Annotated in this window: 18 protein-coding genes; 11 read left to right on the top strand and 7 right to left on the bottom strand. The window is 70.0% G+C overall.

Translation table 11 applies throughout. The features are described 5' to 3' along the window. Window positions 1-19 precede the first annotated feature (19 nt). Complete coding sequence (locus tag ACIG36_RS19190; RefSeq protein WP_399928834.1) at window positions 20-541, top strand: SRPBCC domain-containing protein; 522 nt, start codon at window positions 20-22, stop codon at window positions 539-541. Here the strand turns inward: ACIG36_RS19190 and ACIG36_RS19185 are convergent. Continuing rightward, complete coding sequence (locus ACIG36_RS19185) at window positions 538-840, bottom strand: PLD nuclease N-terminal domain-containing protein (protein WP_399928831.1); 303 nt, start codon at window positions 838-840, stop codon at window positions 538-540. The two genes, ACIG36_RS19190 and ACIG36_RS19185, sit on opposite strands and share 4 nt — an antisense overlap. 87 nt (window positions 841-927) lie before the next feature. On the opposite strand from ACIG36_RS19185, the gene ACIG36_RS19180 reads away from it, so the two are divergent. Both ACIG36_RS19180 and mqnP read left to right on the top strand, forming a co-directional pair. Then, window positions 928-2,379: a menaquinone biosynthesis decarboxylase gene (locus ACIG36_RS19180; RefSeq protein ID WP_399928828.1), complete on the top strand. Its 1,452-nt coding sequence runs from the start codon at window positions 928-930 to the stop codon at window positions 2,377-2,379. Next, window positions 2,376-3,281, top strand: a complete 906-nt coding sequence (gene mqnP / locus ACIG36_RS19175; protein WP_399928825.1) for a menaquinone biosynthesis prenyltransferase MqnP — start codon at window positions 2,376-2,378, stop codon at window positions 3,279-3,281. Before ACIG36_RS19180 ends, mqnP begins: the two co-directional genes overlap by 4 nt. Window positions 3,282-3,346: 65 nt before the next feature. Here the strand turns inward: mqnP and ACIG36_RS19170 are convergent, their stop codons facing one another. Then, on the bottom strand, window positions 3,347-4,537 hold the full coding sequence (locus ACIG36_RS19170) for a hypothetical protein (RefSeq protein WP_399928822.1): 1,191 nt from the start codon (window positions 4,535-4,537) through the stop codon (window positions 3,347-3,349). 79 nt (window positions 4,538-4,616) lie between these two features. Between ACIG36_RS19170 and ACIG36_RS19165 the strand changes: the two genes are divergently transcribed. Then, window positions 4,617-5,306, top strand: coding sequence for a UbiX family flavin prenyltransferase (locus tag ACIG36_RS19165; protein ID WP_399928819.1), 690 nt, complete (start codon window positions 4,617-4,619; stop codon window positions 5,304-5,306). 26 nt (window positions 5,307-5,332) lie between these two features. Here the strand turns inward: ACIG36_RS19165 and ACIG36_RS19160 are convergent, their stop codons facing one another. Beyond that, window positions 5,333-5,470 carry a hypothetical protein gene (locus tag ACIG36_RS19160; protein ID WP_399928816.1) on the bottom strand — a complete coding sequence of 46 codons (138 nt, stop codon included), beginning with the start codon at window positions 5,468-5,470 and terminating at the stop codon, window positions 5,333-5,335. A 139-nt stretch (window positions 5,471-5,609) separates the two neighbouring features. Here ACIG36_RS19160 and ACIG36_RS19155 point away from each other — a divergent pair, with 139 nt between their 5' ends. From ACIG36_RS19155 to ACIG36_RS19130, 6 genes are all read left to right on the top strand, one after another. Then, window positions 5,610-6,065 carry an Lrp/AsnC family transcriptional regulator gene (locus ACIG36_RS19155; protein ID WP_071965543.1) on the top strand — a complete coding sequence of 152 codons (456 nt, stop codon included), beginning with the start codon at window positions 5,610-5,612 and terminating at the stop codon, window positions 6,063-6,065. Window positions 6,066-6,130: 65 nt separating this feature from the next. Next, window positions 6,131-7,294 (top strand): aminofutalosine synthase MqnE, encoded by a 1,164-nt coding sequence (mqnE, locus tag ACIG36_RS19150; RefSeq protein WP_399928813.1) that lies wholly within the window; start codon window positions 6,131-6,133, stop codon window positions 7,292-7,294. Between the two features lie 113 nt (window positions 7,295-7,407). After that, window positions 7,408-7,695 (top strand): DUF4229 domain-containing protein, encoded by a 288-nt coding sequence (locus ACIG36_RS19145; RefSeq protein ID WP_399928811.1) that lies wholly within the window; start codon window positions 7,408-7,410, stop codon window positions 7,693-7,695. A gap of 197 nt (window positions 7,696-7,892) precedes the next feature. Next, window positions 7,893-9,224 carry a dicarboxylate/amino acid:cation symporter gene (locus tag ACIG36_RS19140; RefSeq protein ID WP_399928808.1) on the top strand — a complete coding sequence of 444 codons (1,332 nt, stop codon included), beginning with the start codon at window positions 7,893-7,895 and terminating at the stop codon, window positions 9,222-9,224. 159 nt (window positions 9,225-9,383) lie between these two features. Beyond that, window positions 9,384-10,013, top strand: a complete 630-nt coding sequence (locus ACIG36_RS19135) for a TetR/AcrR family transcriptional regulator (RefSeq protein ID WP_399928969.1) — start codon at window positions 9,384-9,386, stop codon at window positions 10,011-10,013. 164 nt (window positions 10,014-10,177) lie between these two features. Then, window positions 10,178-12,064, top strand: coding sequence for an AMP-dependent synthetase/ligase (locus ACIG36_RS19130; RefSeq protein ID WP_399928805.1), 1,887 nt, complete (start codon window positions 10,178-10,180; stop codon window positions 12,062-12,064). A 66-nt stretch (window positions 12,065-12,130) separates the two neighbouring features. Here the strand turns inward: ACIG36_RS19130 and ACIG36_RS19125 are convergent, their stop codons facing one another. From ACIG36_RS19125 to ACIG36_RS19115, 3 genes are all read right to left on the bottom strand, one after another. After that, window positions 12,131-13,285, bottom strand: a complete 1,155-nt coding sequence (locus tag ACIG36_RS19125; protein WP_399928801.1) for a lipase family protein — start codon at window positions 13,283-13,285, stop codon at window positions 12,131-12,133. 84 nt (window positions 13,286-13,369) lie between these two features. Beyond that, window positions 13,370-14,392 carry an AraC family transcriptional regulator ligand-binding domain-containing protein gene (locus tag ACIG36_RS19120; protein ID WP_399928798.1) on the bottom strand — a complete coding sequence of 341 codons (1,023 nt, stop codon included), beginning with the start codon at window positions 14,390-14,392 and terminating at the stop codon, window positions 13,370-13,372. Window positions 14,393-14,740: 348 nt separating this feature from the next. Further along, on the bottom strand, window positions 14,741-14,944 hold the full coding sequence (locus ACIG36_RS19115; RefSeq protein ID WP_003984261.1) for a cold-shock protein: 204 nt from the start codon (window positions 14,942-14,944) through the stop codon (window positions 14,741-14,743). 283 nt (window positions 14,945-15,227) lie between these two features. On the opposite strand from ACIG36_RS19115, the gene ACIG36_RS19110 reads away from it, so the two are divergent. Then, a complete protein-coding gene (locus ACIG36_RS19110; protein WP_399928795.1) occupies window positions 15,228-16,118 on the top strand; it encodes a menaquinone biosynthetic enzyme MqnA/MqnD family protein in 891 nt (296 codons plus the stop codon). Between the two features lie 109 nt (window positions 16,119-16,227). Here the strand turns inward: ACIG36_RS19110 and ACIG36_RS19105 are convergent, their stop codons facing one another. Continuing rightward, complete coding sequence (locus ACIG36_RS19105) at window positions 16,228-17,490, bottom strand: alpha/beta hydrolase (RefSeq protein WP_399928792.1); 1,263 nt, start codon at window positions 17,488-17,490, stop codon at window positions 16,228-16,230. Window positions 17,491-17,593: the final 103 nt, after the last annotated feature.

Here is a 17,593-nt window from a genome sequence, read left to right as displayed (position 1 = left end):
CCGTGTTAGACGTGGACGTATGGAGATCCCCTCCCCCTACGGCGCGTCCGAGACGCACGGCGACACGCACACCCTGCGCTACGAGCTGTCGATCCCGTACCCCGTCGACGAGGTGTGGGCCGCCGTCGCCACGCCCGAGGGCCTGCCCACCTGGCTGGCCGCCGCCGAGCCGTTCGAGCAGCGCGAGGGCGGCGCGATCACGCTGCGCTGGCTGAACACCGACGCCGAGGGCAAGGCGACCGTCGCTCCCGGGCAGGTGACCGCGTGGGATCCGCCGCGGCTGGTGGAGTACACCGTGGACGTGCACGGCCGTATCCGCTTCGAGCTGGAGCCCGGCCCGCTGGGTGTCGGCGGGACGCTGCTGCACTTCACCAACGAACTGGCCGGGCCCGAGGACGTGCGCCTGGACTGCCTGGCGGGCTGGCACCACCACTTCGAATACCTGCTGCAGGCACTCGGCGGGAATCCCGCCGACTGGTCGCAGTGGACGATGCAGCGGTGGCGGCAGCTGCGCGAGCGCTACGAGCGCGGGCAGGGCTAGCGCTGGGGGCCCGCGTCCTTGCCGTCGTCCGGGTCGTCCTTCTTCAGCGAGCGCAGGAACTCCGGGTTGTCGTCCGGCGCCACCCAGCGCCGCTCCCCGGCCGCGCGGGCCGCGGCCTTGGGGCGGCCGGCGACCAGCCAGGCCACCGGGCCCACCAGCACCTCGCCGAACAGCAGGATGATGAACACCCACGCCAGCTTCGGCAGACCGCGCACCTCGTTCTCCGGGGTGTTCAGACAGTCGATGAAGGCATAGATCCACAACGCCAGGATCAGCAGAAACGGCAGATACCTGAGCATGGTGGCGGCCCCTGGAAAGCGGTGGTACGGGCCGCTCGGCGGCCCCCGTGACCGCTCCAGGGTAGTGCGTGCTCGATACTGGAACGCATGGCTTACGACGATCTTCGCTCCTTCCTGCGGGCACTGGAGCGCGATGGCGATCTCAAGCGCGTCAAGGCAGAAGTCGACCCGTACCTGGAAATCGGGGAGATCGTCGACAGAGTCAACAAGTCGGGCGGTCCCGCGCTGCTCTTCGAGAACGTCAAGGGCGCGGCCATGCCGCTGGCCATGAACGTCTTCGGTACCGACCGCCGGCTGCTGAAGGCGCTCGGCCTGAAGTCCTACGAGGAGATCAGCGAGAAGATCGGCGGGCTGCTCAAGCCGGAGCTGCCGCAGGGCTTCATCGGCATGCGCGAGGCGTTCGGCAAGCTGGGCGCGATGGCCCATGTGCCGCCGAGGAAGGTCAAGGACGCGCCGGTCCAGGAGGTCGTCCTCACCGGCGACGACGTGGACCTGGAGCAGCTGCCGGCGCTGTTCACCTGGCCCGAGGACGGCGGCTCGTTCTTCAACCTGGGCCTGACCCACACCAAGCACCCCGAGACCGGCGTGCGCAACCTGGGCCTGTACCGCCTCCAGCGCCACGACAAGCGCACCATCGGCATGCACTGGCAGATCCACAAGGACAGCCGCAACCACTACCAGGTGGCCGCCAAGCGCGGTGAGAAGCTGCCGGTCGCCATCGCCTTCGGCTGCCCGCCGGCGGTCACCTACGCCTCCACCGCGCCGCTGCCCGGTGACATCGACGAGTACCTGTTCGCCGGTTTCATCCAGGGCAAGCGCATCGAGATGGTCGACTGCAAGACCGTGCCGCTGCAGGTCCCGGCCAACGCCGAGGTTGTCGTCGAGGGCTGGCTGGAGCCCGGCGAGATGCTGCCCGAGGGGCCCTTCGGCGACCACACCGGCTTCTACACGCCGCAGGAGCCGTTCCCCGCGCTGAAGATCGACTGCGTGACGATGCGGCGGCGCCCGCTGCTGCAGTCGATCGTCGTCGGCCGCCCGCCGACGGAGGACGGTCCGCTGGGCCGCGCCACCGAGCGGTTCTTCCTGCCGCTGCTGAAGGTCATCGTCCCCGACATCGTGGACTACCACCTGCCGGAGTCCGGCGGCTTCCACAACTGCGCGATCGTCTCGATCGACAAGAAGTACCCCAAGCACGCCCAGAAGGTGATGCACGCCATCTGGGGCGCCCACATGATGTCGCTGACCAAGCTGATCATCGTGGTGGACTCCGACTGCGACGTCCACGACCTGCACGAGGTCTCCTGGCGGGCCCTGGGCAACACCGACTACGCCCGCGACCTCACCGTCGTCGAGGGCCCCGTCGACCACCTCGACCACGCCTCCTACCAGCAGTTCTGGGGCGGCAAGGCGGGCATCGACGCCACCGCGAAGTGGCCCGAGGAGGGCTACACGCGCGACGGCGGGTGGCCGCGGATGGTCGAGTCGGATCCGCGGACCGCCGCACTGGTCGACCGCCGCTGGACGGAGTACGGCCTGTGAGCGCGTCCGCCGCCGCCGTCCCGCAGATGGGCCGCGCCCGCGGCTTCCTGCGCGTGGTGATGATCGAGCACTCCGTCTTCGCGCTGCCCTTCGCCTACATCGCCGCGCTGACGGCGATGTTCGAGACGAACGAGCGCATCGACTGGTGGAAGCTCTTCCTCGTCACCGTCGCCATGGTGGGCCTGCGCACCTTCGCGATGGCCTGCAACCGCATCATCGACCGGGAGATCGACGCCCGTAACCCGCGCACCGCCTCCCGCGAGCTGGTCACCGGCGCGGTGTCGGTGCGCTCGGCGTGGACCGGCGCGCTGATCGCCGTCGTCTTCTTCCTGGGCGCCGCGGCCCTGCTCAACCCGCTGTGCCTGGCGCTGGCGCCCATCGCGGTGGTGCCGATGGTGGTCTACCCCTACGGCAAGCGCTTCACCAACTTCCCGCACGCCATCCTGGGCCTGGCCCAGGCCATGGGCCCGGTGGGCGCGTGGCTGGCGGTGACGGGGCAGTGGTCCTGGGACGCGGTCGTCCTGGGCCTGGCGGTCGGTGTGTGGATCGGCGGATTCGACCTGATCTTCGCCTGCCAGGACGTGGCCGCGGACCGGGCGCACGGGGTGAAGTCCACCCCGGCCCGCTTCGGCATCGCCGCCGCGCTGCACGGCGCGCGCGTGTGCCATGTGATCACCACGGGGCTGCTGGTGTGGTACGCGCTGGCGACGCACGTGGGGGTGTTCTTCTGGGCCGGCCTGGTGGTGGTCGCGGGCGCGTTCCTCTACGAGCACTCGATCGTCAAGCCGCGCGACCTGTCCCGCCTGAACCGCGCCTTCTTCACGGTGAATGGTTTCATCGGCATCGCGCTGTTCGTCTGCGCGCTGCTCGACCTGCTGGTGCGGGGCCTGGCCGTGGCCTGAACCGGCACCAGCGAACGCGAGAGGGCGGCCCACCGAACGGTGGGCCGCCCTCTCGCGTCGTGCTCCTAGATGCCGAACGTGCTCCGCTCCGCGTCCTTGCCGCGGTCCCGGCTCCCGGCGGAGCCGTCCAGGCGGTCGCCGCCCAGGGCCATGAACGCGCCCAAGAGGTCCTGCGGCTTGAGCTCCTGTGCGCCGGTGGGCGCCTCGACCTCGGCCGCCTCGCCGCCCTTGACGGTGATGACGAGCGGCAGTTCACCCTTGAGCTCGGTGTCCAGCTGCGCGACGTCGACGGTCAGCCCGGCGAGCATGCCGTCCTTGACGGCCACGTCGACGGTGATGTCCTTGTCGGGGACGTTCTTCAGGCGGTCCTCGGCGGACTTGCCGTCCTTCTTGCCGAAGGGCTCGAGCTTGTCCTTGAGCGGCTTGAGGCTTTCCTGCATGTCCGCGGCGACCTTCTTGGCCGGCAGGGTGACCTTCACATGGTCCGCGCCGTCCTTCCTGCCCGCGTCCTTGAAGTGCGCGTTGTCGCCGAGGGCCTTCTTCACCGCGTCGAGGAACTGCTTCTGCGACTTGCCGTCGGGCGAGAAGGGATTCCCCCCGGACTTGTCCTTGCCGCCCTGGGACTTGGCGAATTCCTCGAGGGCCGCGCTGTCGAAGGAGACCCAGTCGCCCTTCAAGGCGCTCTTGACGGCGCCCATGGAGGCGGGCAGCTGGTCGGTCTTCTTCATCAGCTCGTCGAGGGCCGCCTTCCCGGCGCCCAGCTCGCCGCTCCCGCCGCCCTTGCCCGACTTCTCGGCCAGCGACAGGATTTCCTTCAGGTCGCCGCGCGCGTAGGACGTGCCGGCGGCCGTGCGGGCCTCGAAGAGCGGCTTGCCGCCGTTCTTGGCCAGCTTGTAGGAGATCTTCGCGTTCTTGTTGTCCTCGTCGGTGACGTCCTTGAGCGGCTTGTCGTAACCGGCCGAGAACGAGTACTTCATGCCGACGAGGATGTCGGCGTCGTCGCGCTCGAAGTCGTCGGTGCCCTTCAACGCGTTGTAGATCTTGTCGGCGTCCGCGTCGAAGCCCATTTCGGCGGAGTAGGACTTCTGCTTGCCCAGCTTGTCGAAGGCACGCTCGACCTTCGCGGCCGCCCCGAGCTTGTCGGCCGTATCGCAGGCGGTGGACACGGCGGCCACGAGGGCCACGCAGCCGAACGCGGCAAGACCCTTGCGCTTGATGTGGTTGATGACTCCCCCTATGGACTGATCTCTGGGCAAAACCTAACTAAGTCAAGGAAGATTAAGCATGTCAAAGGACTTTTCGGCCGAGCCTGCGGCCTGCGGATAGGCTCGGGGCGTGGAGCGGTACGAACTCACAACGCAGCGCCGGCCCTGGGTGGTAGGGGTCTCCGGCGCGTCCGGTACGCCCTACGCCGCGGCCGTGGTGCGTGCACTGCTGGCCGCGGGGGAGGCCGTGGACCTGGTCGTCAGCCGGGCCTCGCGGCTGACGCTGCTGGACGAGACCGGGATCTCGTTCCGGGACGCGCACTGGCGGGACGACCTGCGCACCTGGCTGGCGCTGGGCGCGGACGGCAAGCCGGGGACGTTCGAGGCGGACGTGTCCGGGGTGCGGTACTGGGCGGCGGGCGATCTGGCCGCGGGACCGTCCTCGGGCTCGTACCCGGCCAAGGGGATGATCATCGTCCCGGCGAGCACGGCGTGTGTGGCCGGAGTGGCGACGGGCCTGTCGAAGGACCTGCTGCAGCGCGTGGCGAGCGTGACGCTCAAGGAGCGCCGACCGTTGATCGTCGCGGTGCGCGAGACGCCCCTCAGCGGGCAGACGCTCAAGCAGCTCGTGGCGCTCGACGAAGCGGGAGCCGTGGTGCTGCCCGCCTCGCCGGCGTTCTACGCGGGGGCGACGCACATCCAGGATCTGGTGGACTTCGTCGCCGGGCGGGCGCTGGACGCGGCAGGGGTGCCGCACCGGCTGTACCGCCGATGGGAAGGAGAACTCGGTGGTGCGAGCGGTTCCCGCCGGGCGGGCTAGCGCCTGTTGGCCCAGCGCCTCTCGGCCTAGCGCTTCTTGGTGCGCAGGGCGCGCAGCTTCGCGCCGGTGCGGCGCGAGGGGGTGGCGGACTGGTGGGCACGCGAGCGGTTGGCCAGGTCCTGCAGCTCACGCATGCGGGCGTAGGCCATCTCGATCGAGTACACGGTTGCTTCACTCCTGAGGATCGAAGGATCGTCGTCGATTCGCTGATCTGGTGAAAGATTTACGGGGTCTGAACCCTCGTATGCCTTAGATTCTACACGTAAACCGGCGAGTTCGCTGATTATTGAAAGGTGCCAGGCAATGGACGCGGTGGACAGGCAGCTCATCCAGGCCCTGCGGGAGAACGGCCGGGCCTCGTACGCGGAGCTGGGCAGGCTGGTCGGCCTGTCCGGGCCGAGCGTCACGGACCGGATCAACCGCCTGGAGGCGGCCGGCGTCATCACGGGCTACCGCGCGACCGTCAACTCCGCGTCGCTCGGCCTGGGCGTCACCGCCCTGATCGGCATCCAGCTCTCGGACGCCGCCGACCACGAGGACGTCGCCCGGCGGCTGCGCGACCTGGAGGAGATCGAGGACTGCTGGTTCATCGCCGGCGACGACTCGTACATGCTCAAGGTGCGCGTCGGCGACGTGGACGGCCTCGAGCGCACCATCCGCCGCCTGTCCGGCACCAAGGGCGTCAGCCGCACCCGGACCACCATCGTGCTCTCCACCAAGTGGGAGAACCGGGTGGGTGAGCTCCCCGAGGACGCCTGAGGGCGGGGGAGTACGCTCGTTGGGGTTGACGCAGCGGCGGAAATGACAGAGAGGCGGGCGCATCCATGGACGCGGGGCTCAAGCGCGAGCTGGAGGAGAAGGTCCATGCGGGGGAGCGGCTCACCCGCGAGGACGGCATCGCCCTGTACGAGTCCGACGACCTGGCCTGGCTGGGCGGTCTGGCCAACGAGGTGCGCACGCGCAAGAACGGTGACGTCGTCCACTTCAACGTCAACCGCCACCTCAACATGACCAATGTGTGCACGGCGTCGTGCGCGTACTGCTCGTTCCAGCGCAAGCCGGGCGAGAAGGACGCGTACACGATGCGCATCGAGGAGGCCGTCCGCCTCGCCAAGGCGATGGAGAACGAGCACCTCACCGAGCTGCACATCGTCAACGGGCTGCACCCCACGCTGCCCTGGCGCTACTACCCGCGCTCCCTGCGGGCGCTGAAGGAGGCGCTGCCGAACGTCTCCCTGAAGGCCTTCACCGCCACCGAGATCCAGCACTTCGAGAAGATCTCCGGGCTGCCGGCCTCCGAGATCCTCGACGAGCTGATCGACGCCGGTCTGGAGTCGCTGACCGGCGGCGGCGCGGAGATCTTCGACTGGGAGGTGCGGCAGCACATCGTCGACCACGACACCCACTGGGAGGACTGGTCGCGCATCCACCGCCTCGCCCACTCCAAGGGCCTCAAGGGCCCCTGCACCATGCTCTACGGGCACATCGAGGAGCCGCGCCACCGCGTGGACCACGTGCTGCGCCTGCGCGAGCTGCAGGACGAGACGGGCGGCTTCCACGTCTTCATCCCGCTGCGCTACCAGCACGACTTCGTGGACATGAAGGACGGCAAGATCCGCAACCGGCTGCAGTCGCGCACCTCGATGGCCACCGGTGCCGAGGCGCTGAAGACCTTCGCCGTCTCGCGGCTGCTGTTCGACAACGTGCCGCACGTGAAGGTGTTCTGGGTCATGCACGGCGTCCAGACCGCCCAGCTCGCGCTGCAGCACGGCGCGGACGACATGGACGGCTCGGTCGTCGAGTACAAGATCACCCACGATGCCGACAACTACGGCACGCCCAACAAGCTCACCCGTGACGACCTGCTGGAGCTCATCCGCGAGGCCGGCTTCCGGCCGGTGGAGCGCAACACGCGCTACGAGGTCATCCGCGAGTACCCGGGCCCGGACGCCTCGCTGCGCGAATCGCCGCAGCCGATGCGGGTCTGAGATCCACTTCGGATCCGCTCCGCGGCGTGCTGTACTGGCTGTGTTTGACTGCACTGGTCTGTGTTTGACTGCACCCGCACCTTTCGGTCGTCATCGAGAAGAAGGTCCCGTCCGTGAGTAGCCACAAGAACGCCTCGCTCCGCTACACCGCCTCGCGAGTGGGCCTGCTCATCGTGTGCTTCGCCGTCGTCTACGGGCTCTGCTGGGCGCGGCTGATCCCGCTCGGTGTGGGCAACTCGAACCTGCCGTGGATGGTGCTGCTGGCGCTCGTCCTCTCCGCGCCGCTGAGCTGGGTCCTGCTGCGCAAGCAGCGCGACGCCATGTCCGAGCAGATCGTGGAGCGCGTGGACCGGGCGAAGGCGCGGATCAACGCGAACGCCGGCCAGGAGGACGGGGCGTAGAGCCGCGGAGCACTCCGGGGTCCCGGGCGGGGTAAAACGCCTCATTCGCGGGCAAGGGGTGTAAGACTCCTCACATACCTACCGACGCCCTGTGGCGGAACAGCCGTTCCGCCACAGGGCGTCGGCGCGTTTTCGGCTGCGTGCGCCTCAAAGTTTCTCTTTGGGTTGCTCAAAGCACCGGTGTTACCGTGTTCGGCATGTCGACGCCCCCGTCCAACCCGGCGTCCGCTCAGCGCGGGCGCATATCGCGCATCCTCAGTGTCCCGTTCTGGGCCCAGATCCTGCTCGCCCTCGTGCTGGGCGCCCTGCTGGGCTGGGTCGCCAAGAGCGGTGACGTCTCCTGGCTCCAGACCACCCTCGACAAGATCGGCGGCATCTTCGTCCAGCTGCTGATGGTGGTGGTCGCCCCGCTGGTGTTCTTCGCCATCCTGGTGTCGATCACCAACCTGCGGAACGTCTCCAACGCCGCCCGGCTGGCCACCCGCACCCTGCTCTGGTTCATGATCACGTCGCTGATCGCGGTCGTCATCGGCCTCGCCATCGGCCTGCTCACGGACCCGGGCGCCGGCACCGGCCTGACCGCCGCCGACGGCGGCGACCCGAAGAAGAAGGGCTCCTGGCTCGACTTCCTCACCGGCATCGTCCCCACCGACGTCATCACGCCCTTCACCGAGCTCAACGTCCTGCAGATCGTCTTCATGGCGGCCGTCGCCGGCATCGCCGTGCTGCAGATCGGCGAGAAGGCCCAGCCCCTGCTGGCCTTCAGCGAGTCCGTGCTCGAGCTGCTGCAGAAGGTGCTGTGGTGGGTCATCCGGCTCGCCCCGCTGGGCAGCCTGGGCCTGGTCGGCAAGGCCGTCTACACCTACGGCTGGGGCCTGATCAGCAAGTACGCGACCTTCACCGCCGACATCTACGTCGGCTGCGCCATCGTCCTGTTCGGCGTCTACCCGCTGCTGCTGGCCACCGTGGCCAAGGTCAACCCGCTGCGCTTCTTCAAGGGCGCCTGGCCCGCCATCCAGCTGGCCTTCGTCTCCCGCTCCTCCGTCGGCACCATGCCGCTGACGCAGAAGGTCACCGAGCGCCTGGGCGTGCCGAAGGAGTACGCCTCCTTCGCGGTGCCGTTCGGCTCGACGACCAAGATGGACGGCTGCGCCTCGATCTACCCGGCCATCGCGGCGATCTTCGTCGCGCAGGTCTTCGACGTGCCGCTGGAGATCAAGGACTACGTCCTGATCGCCTTCGTCTCGGTCATCGGCTCGGCCGCCACGGCCGGCCTGACCGGCGCCACGGTGATGCTGACCCTGACCCTGTCCACCCTGGGCCTGCCGATGGCGGGCGTGGGCCTGCTGCTGGCCATCGACCCGATCGTGGACATGATGAGGACGGCCACGAACGTCGCAGGTCAGGCCGTGATCCCCGTGATCGTCGCCGCCCGGGAGAAGATCCTGGACCGCGAGGCGTACGAGACGGCCGACGGCTCGCACCTCGAGCCGGTGGCGCAGGCGAAGGCGGAGCCCGTCGCAGCGTGACGCGGGCGGCTTGATCTCCACCCTTGACGTCCCTCCTCCCCGTGATATTACCTGCCGGTAACGTGACGGGGGGGAGGGATTTTTGTCGTGACTGTCATGAATTCTGTGGAGCCCGTGCCGACCAAGGCCACCCGCAAGGCCGGCGGCAAGACCAAGCGGATGCCCCGGGAGGTGCGCGAGCGGCAGATGCTCGACGCGGCGGTGGAGGTCTTCGCCCGGCGCGGGTACAACGCGGCCTCCATGGACGAGATCGCCGAGCTGGCCGGGGCGTCCAAGCCGCTGGTCTACCTCTACCTCAACTCCAAGGAAGACCTCTTCAGCGCCTGCATCCGGCGCGAGGCCGCGGCACTGATGGCCGCCGTGCGGTCGGCGTCCGAGCCGGACGAGCCCGCCGACCGGCGGCTGTGGAGCGGGCTGCGGGCCTTCTTCGCGCACACCGCCCGCCATCCCGCCGGCTGGGCGGTGCTCTCCTGCCAGGCCCGCACCAACGGCGAGCCGTTCGCGCCGGTGGTGGCCGGGCTCCGGCAGGAGATGGTGGCCCTGGTCACCCGGCTGATCACCGAGACGGCCGAGGCCGCCGACCGCCCCGTACCGCCCGCGCCCCTCGAGGCGGCCGGCCTCGCGCACGCGCTCGTGGGCGCCGCCGAATCGCTCGCGGGCTGGGCCAACACCGACGCCTGCGCCGCCCCCTCGGAGGAGGAGACGGCCCGCACGCTGATGGACGTGGTGTGGGTGGGGCTGGACAACCTCAGGCACGGACGGCGCTGGACGCCGGCCGCGATGTCCTGAGCCCTCCCGTCGCGGTGCCGCGGGCCGGCGCCCGCCTTCCGGTGGAGGCGCCGTTCCCGGTCTGGTCCCGCGTACGCCCCCGGGCGTACATTTACGGCCATAGATTTACCGCTGAGTAAGGTTACTTGCCGGTCTCGTACGTGGGTCTGGAACAGGAGCCGCACGTGTCCGTACCGCCCAGCGCAGCCCCCCGACTCGTATCGCCCCGCACGACGGCCGTCGCCGGAGTCGTCCGCGAGGCCTCGGTCCCCCCGCTCGCCGCACCCGTCGCCCAGGGCTCGCTCGGCGACCTGCCCTTCGACAACGCCGGCGCCGCCCCCGACGACGTCGTGATCAGCCGCAGGCAGGACGACGGCCTGTGGCGCGACGTCACCGCCGCCCGCTTCGCGGCCGAGGTGCGCTCCGTCGCCAAGGGCCTGATCGCCCGGGGCCTGCGGCCCGGCGACCGGCTCGCCATCATGGCCCGCACCTCCTACGAATGGACGCTGCTGGACTTCGCGGCCTGGGCCGCGGGCCTGGTCACCGTCCCCGTCTACCCCACCTCCGCGCCCGTCCAGGTGCACTGGATCCTCCAGGACTCCGGCGCCACCGCGTGCGTCGTCGAGACCGCCGAACAGGCCCGGACCGTCGAGGACGCGGCACTGCCCGGCCTGGCCCACCTGTGGTCCCTCGACGGCGGCGTGGTCGGCGAACTCGTCGCCGCCGGACGGTCGTTACCGAACGCGGTCGTGGACGAGACGCGCGCCGCCCGCACCCCCGACGACATCGCCACCCTCATCTACACCTCCGGCACCACCGGTCGCCCCAAGGGCTGCGTACTGACGCACGCCAACTTCTTCGCCGAGGTCGACAACGCCACCGAGCTGCTGCACCCGGTCTTCAGGGCCACCACCAAGGAGCCCGCCTCCACCCTGCTCTTCCTGCCCCTGTCGCACGTCTTCGGCCGCATGGTCGCGGTCGGCTGCCTACGGGCACGGGTGCGGCTCGGCCACTCCTCCGGCATGCGCGCCGAGGAACTGCGCCCGGCGCTCGCCGGGTTCCGGCCGACGTTCCTGCTGACCATCCCCTACGTCCTGGAGAAGATCTACAACACCGGCCGGGCCACGGCCGAACACATGGGTCGCGCCGACTCCTTCGACCGCGCGGTGGGCGTCGCCATCCGGCACGGCGAGGCCACCTCGGAGCTCCGGCACGGCACCGGGACCGGCCCCGGGCCGCGGCTGCGCGCCGCCCGCGCCCTGTACGACCCGCTGGTCTACCGCCGCATCCGCACCGCCCTCGGCGGCCGGGTCCGCTACGTCATCAGCGGCGGCTCCCCGCTCGGCCACCGGCTCGCCGCCTTCTACGCGGGCGCCGGCATCGAGGTCTTCGAGGGCTACGGCCTCACCGAGACCACCGCCGCCGCCACGATGACCCCGCCGCTGCGCCCGCGGCCGGGCACCGTCGGCTGGCCGCTGCCCGGCGGCGGGGTGCGCATCGCGGACGACGGCGAGGTACTGCTGCGCGGCGGGCACGTCTTCGCCGGGTACTGGGACGCCGGGCGGCAGGCGCCGGACGGCCGGGCGGGGGAGTGGTTCGCCACCGGGGACATCGGCGCACTCGACGGCGACGGGTACCTGACCATCACCGGCCGTAAGAAGGAGCTGATCGTCACCTCGGGCGGCAAGAACGTCGCGCCCGCCCCGCTGGAGGACCGGCTGCGCGCCCATCCACTGGTCGACCAGTGCGTGGTCCTCGGCGACGACCGGCCCTACATCAGCGCGCTGATCACCCTCGACGAGGACGGCTTCGCGCACTGGCAGCGGATGAACGGCCTGACCGACGTGCCGGTGGAGGAGCTGGTGGCCGACAAGGGGCTGCTGGCCGCGCTGCAGGAAGCGGTGGACGACGCCAACTCCCTCGTCTCGCGGGCGGAGTCGATACGGAGGTTCGCCGTCCTGCCGGTGACCTTCACCGAGGAGTCGGGACACATCACGCCGTCGCTCAAGCTCAAGCGGGCCGCGATCGCACGGGACTTCGCCGACGAGATCGAGACGCTGTACGAGAACTGAGCGCGCGGGACGGATGAAGCCGGACGGGCCCGGTCGGACCCGTCCGGCTCACTTTCCCTTCCTGTACTAGCAGTTGCCGCGCGTCGGCTTGCCCGCGAAGCGGTCGGCGAGCCAGTTGGCGGCCGGTATCGACTCGGTGACCGCACCCAGCACGTGCTCGCCCAGCGGCAGCGACTTCCACTGCACGTCGGCGCCCTTCGCGCACCAGTCGGCGCGCAGTTGCTTGCCGACGGAGTAGGGGATCAGCTCGTCGATGACGCCGTGGTAGAGGTACACGGGGTGGCCGGGTGCGCGGGTGCCCAGGTCGGAGGCGCGCAGGGCGCGCTGCCAGTCGGCGTCCTGCAGGGGGTTCCTGACGGTCACGTCGGAGATGCGCTTGAAGAGCCCGGCGACGGTGTTGACCGCCACGCAGTGCTTCTTCATGAAGTCGACGTAGGAGCGGCCCTTGGCGTTGAGGTACTGGTCCAGGCGCAGTTCGGGGTAGGCGGCGTTGTGGCCGGCGGCGGACATCAGGACGAGGCCGGCGCCGATGTTGCCGTTGTTGAACTCGGCGGTCTTCAGCAGGTCGGCGGGCACGCCGCCGGTGGCGGTGCCGCGTACGTCCAGTTCGGGGGCGTAGGAGTCGTGGAGCTCGGCGGCCCAGCTGGTGGCCTGGCCGCCCTGGGAGTAGCCCATGAGGCCGACCGGGCTCTTCCTGCTCAGGCCGGAGACCGGCAGCCGCTGTGCGGCGCGGGCGGCGTCGAGGACGGCGTGGCCCTCGGCGCGGCCGACGGCGTAGGTGTGGTCGCCGGGGGTTCCCAGGCCTTCGTAGTCGGTGACGGCGACGGCCCAGCCGCGCAGGGTGAGCTGCTGGATGAGGTTGGCCTCCAGGGTGGTGCCGAGGGGGAAGCCGGCCGAGGGGGCGCACTGGTCGCCGAGACCGACCGTGCCGACGGCGTAGGTGACCAGGGGGCGGGGGCCCGTCCGGCCGTCCTGGGGGACGATCACGGTGCCGGAGACGACGTTGGGGGCGCCCTTGGCGGTGGTGGAGCGGTAGGTGATGCGCCAGGCCTTGGTATTGGTGGGCTGGCCCGGCAGCGGGTGGAAGGAGGTGGGGGCGAAGGTGACGATGTCGCCGGGGGATCCCGCCGGCTTGTCGTCGGCGGAGGCGGTGCCGTTCGCCAGGCCGAAGGAGACGGTGAGTGCGGCGAGTGCGGCGAGGGCTCTGGTGCGCAGGCGCATGCGGCTCTCCCAACTGTCCAGTGATGCCGAAGCAGTTGGGCCGAACGTAGTAACCGATGGGTAACTTGATGCTGACCGGGACGCTCAGCTTCGTTGACCGCGGAGCCGGTACGTGCCGGGGGTGACGCCGGTCCAGCGGCGAAAGGCCCGGTGGAAAGCGGTGTCCTCGGAGAAGCCGAGCCGGGCGGCGAGTTCCGCTATCGGTTCGCGGCCCTCCGTCAGGCCGGTGATCGCCGCGTCCCGCCGCACCTGGTCCATCAGGAGCCGGTACGAGGTCCCCTCCTCCCGCAGCCGGCGGCGGAGCGTCGCCGGGCTCACCGCCAGCCGCGCCGCGAGCTGCGCGACCTCCGGCAGCCGGGGTGGGCGGCCCTCGCGCAACGCCCTGACGAAGGCGCGCCGGACCTGTTCGGTGACGGTGGTGCGGTCGTCGCGGCGGCCCATCAGCCCGGCCGGGGCGCCGCGCAGCAGTTCGCGCAGGCTCTCCTCGTCCCGTACCAGGGGTGCCGCCAGCCAACGGGCGTCGAAGGCGGCGCCCGTGCGCACGGCCCCGAACCGCACCGGGCAGCCGAACACCGTCGCGTACTCGTCGGCGTGGGGCGGTGCGGGGCAGGCGAAGCCGACCCGCAGCAGCGGGATGCGGCGGCCGGTGAGCCAGCCGGCCAGCCGGTGCCAGACGGCGAGGACGCACTCGGCCGCGAAGCGGCCCTCGGGGAGGTCGCGCAGGTCGTCGCGGAGGGTGAAGAAGGCCTCGTCGTCCTCGCGTTCGAGGGCGAGCGCGGGGCCGCCGGGGAAGAGCCCGTAGAAGCGGGCGGCCCGCCGGATCGCGGTGCCCAGGTCGCGGCAGCCGAGGCAGGCGTGGCACATCATGGCGAAGGTGCCGGGCCGGCTGGGGGCGGGGCCCAGGCCCAGGAACTCGTCGCCGGTGGCCCGGTGCAGGGCCCGTATCAGGCCGGCGAACTGCTCGGCGCTCACCCGGGCGCGGTCGTCGCCGGGCAGCAGCGGGGGGATGCCGGCCTGTTGCAGCAGTGGCACGGTGTCGATGCCGAGCCGGTGCGCGCCGCCGAGCGCGGCCCGGACGTGGTGGACCGCGAGTGTCGACCTGTCCATGTCATGAACGGTAGCCGTGGTCGAGCGCCGGGGTCAGTGGTGCCTCTGCGCGCACTTGATGCCGAACGAGGACTTCGGCATCGGGAACGGGCTGCCGGCGCCCACTCTCCGAAACTGCTGCGGGCAGGGGCCGGTGAACGCTATGCGGCGGAAATCGATGCGCTGTACGAACAGGGGGACAAAAGTTCGTCAGGAAATGCGGTGACGGCCGTAAGGAAAACGCAAGGAAAAACAGGACCGGGGCGTTCCGGAAAAGGCAGGAGCCCTGCCCTCCCGCGTGTGCGGAAGGCAGGGCTCCTTCGGTACTGCTGGTCGACCGCGATCGGTCGGGCCGGAGAGATCCGAGGATCAGACCGGGGTGACGTTCTCCGCCTGCGGACCCTTGGGGCCCTGCGTGACGTCGAAGTTGACCTGCTGGTTCTCCTCGAGGGAGCGGAAGCCAGAGGCGTTGATCGCGGAGTAGTGAACGAAGACGTCGGGGCCCCCGCCGTCCTGGGCAATGAAGCCAAAGCCCTTTTCAGCGTTGAACCACTTCACGGTTCCGGTAGCCATAAAGCCCTCCTTGGGCCCAAAGGGTTGCCCTGCTCCAGAACCTGCGAGAAGTCTGAAAACTACAAAAGCCTGCGGGTCACATGCTCCGCAGGCTCTGTACTGCAAGGGAAACCAAACTGCAACTTGCGGCGAGCCTAGCACGCCAGGTTCTTCCGGGGAAGGAGTCAAAGATCACGCTCAAGGAGGGTTTTCCGGTGCTTCACGACGGAAAAGATGCACGTTCGGGCCGGTGCACCGGCACCCCGCCCCGGCGCCCGCGCGAAGCCGGGGCTAGCCTCCGGATGTGGACAATTCAGCCTCAGACGTAGCGATCGCCGACGACGTCCGCGAGCCGCTCCGCAGCCGCCCCCGCGTCGGCCACATCCAGTTCCTCAACTGCCTGCCCCTCTACTGGGGCCTCGCCCGCACCGGCGCGCTGCTCGACCTGGACCTGACCAAGGACACCCCCGAGAAGCTCAGCGAGCGGCTCGTCCAGGGCGACCTGGACATCGCCCCGGTCACCCTGGTCGAGTTCCTGAGGAACGCCGACGACCTCGTCGCGCTGCCGGACATCGCGGTGGGCTGCGACGGGCCGGTGATGTCCTGCGTGATCGTCTCCCAGCTGCCGCTGGAGGAGCTGGACGGCGCCCGCGTCGCGCTCGGCTCCACCTCGCGCACCTCCGTGCGGCTGGCGCAGCTGCTGCTCGCCGAGCGCTACGGGGTCACCCCCGACTACTACACGTGCCCGCCCGACCTCGGCGCGATGATGCAGGAGGCGGACGCCGCCGTGCTGATCGGGGACGCCGCCCTGCGGGCCTCGCTGCACGACGCGCCCCGGCTCGGCCTGGAGGTCCACGACCTGGGGCGGATGTGGAAGGACTGGACGGGGCTGCCGTTCGTCTTCGCGGTGTGGGCCGCGCGTCGCGACTACCTGGCGCGTGAGCCGGGGATCGTCGCCAAGGTGCACGAGGCGTTCCTGGCCTCGCGGGACCTGTCGCTGCAGGAGGTCGGCAAGGTCGCCGAGCAGGCCGCGCGCTGGGAGGCGTTCGACGCCGAGCTGCTGGAGCGCTACTTCACCACGCTCGACTTCCGCTTCGGCCCCGAGCAGCTGGCGGGCGTCGCGGAGTTCGCCCGCCGCACCGGGCCCACCACGGGCTTCCCCGCCGACGTACGGGTGGAACTGCTGAAGCCCTGATCCCTCCGGGGAGGGACCAGGGCTCTCAGGGCGTGTCCGACGGATCGGCGCGAGCCGGGCCCCCGTGGAACGGACGGGGGCCGGCGGGCGGGATCACGCGATCAGGGGCCTACGGGGCTACCGGGCCCTCGATGTGCTCGCTGATCCACTGCATGCTGCCCGCGTCCATGCCCTCGATGTAGGTCTTGGCGTTGTGCTTGCCGCCCTGGATCACCTGCAGCCGGGTGTGGACGGGGCCCTTGTTGCCGTAGGTGGCGATGAACTTGTCCACGTTCGTCCGGATGATCGAGTGCTCCGCCGATCCGTACTGGAAGGCGAGGTAGACGTCCGGGCCCTTGCGCGCGATCAGGTCCTTGGCCAGCACCTCGGGGTTGTTGGCGGCCTTCTCCTTCTCGAAGCCCTTCCACAGCGGCGAGTCCGGCACGATGTCCGGGCCGGAGGCGATCGCGGCCTTGAACTTGTCCGGGTGCTTCAGCACGGCCTTCATGCCGGCGAAGGCGCCGGAGGAGGAGCCCATGTACGCCCAGCCGTCACGCGACTTGATCGTGCGGAAGTTGGCCTTGACCAGGTCCGGGACGTCCTCGGTCAGCCAGGTGCCCATCTTCGGCTGGTTGGGGATGTCACTGCCGTCCCAGTACAGACCGCCGTCGTCCGGCTTCGGGTTCAGCACGGGCATCGCCAGGATGAAGGGCTTGCCCTTGCCCTCGTTGTACCACTTGGTGATCGACGACTCGAGGTGCAGGCCTCCGTCGTCCATCCAGTAGTTGTTCGGGAAGCCGGGGCCGCCGGGCAGCGCGATCAGGACCGGGAAGCCGTGGTCCTTGAACTTCGGGTCCTTGTAGGCCTTGGGCGCCCACACCCACACCTTGCCCTTGAAGCCGGACTTCTTGCCGTCCAGCGTGGTGACGGCGACCTGGGTGCCGTCGGAGAGGGTGCTGGTGTTCTTGAACTCCGCCTGCGGGCCGGTCGGCATCAGGACCTTGGAGTCCTTCTTCTGCTGGTTCGCCCCGCCGCCGTTCTTGCCGCCGGCCTGGTCCTGGCCGAAGCTGACCGGCTTGCCCTTGTCGGAGAACGGGCCGATCTTGAAGTAGTTCAGCACACCGGCGGTGACCAGGCCGAGCACGGCTATGGACGCCACGATGATCGTCCACTTCTTGGCCCGCCCGGCCCGGCGGCGGCCCTGCGACTGGTAGTCGTGGGGCTCGTAGTCGCCGCCACCCGGGTGCGGGTAGGTGTCGGTCTGCTGGTAGCCACCGGGCTGCGGGTAGCCGCCACCGGGCGGCGGCGGGTAGTTCCCGCCGCCCTGGTAGCCGCCGCGCGGCTGCTGATATCCCCCGTTGGGCTGGTAGCCCCCGTTGGGTGAGTGCGTCATCGCGTCGCTCCGGATGATGCTGCTGCCCCGAAGGACATGACGGTTTGTTCCGTCCTAGTGGATGGGCAAACCAGGCTGCGGGGTTCCTGGCCGGTCCCGTGAA

The organism is Streptomyces sp. NPDC053048 (assembly GCF_044547045.1).
Lineage (GTDB): Bacteria > Actinomycetota > Actinomycetes > Streptomycetales > Streptomycetaceae > Streptomyces.
Note: the sequence above shows the minus strand (reverse complement) of the source record. Positions and strands in the feature narration are given on the sequence as shown.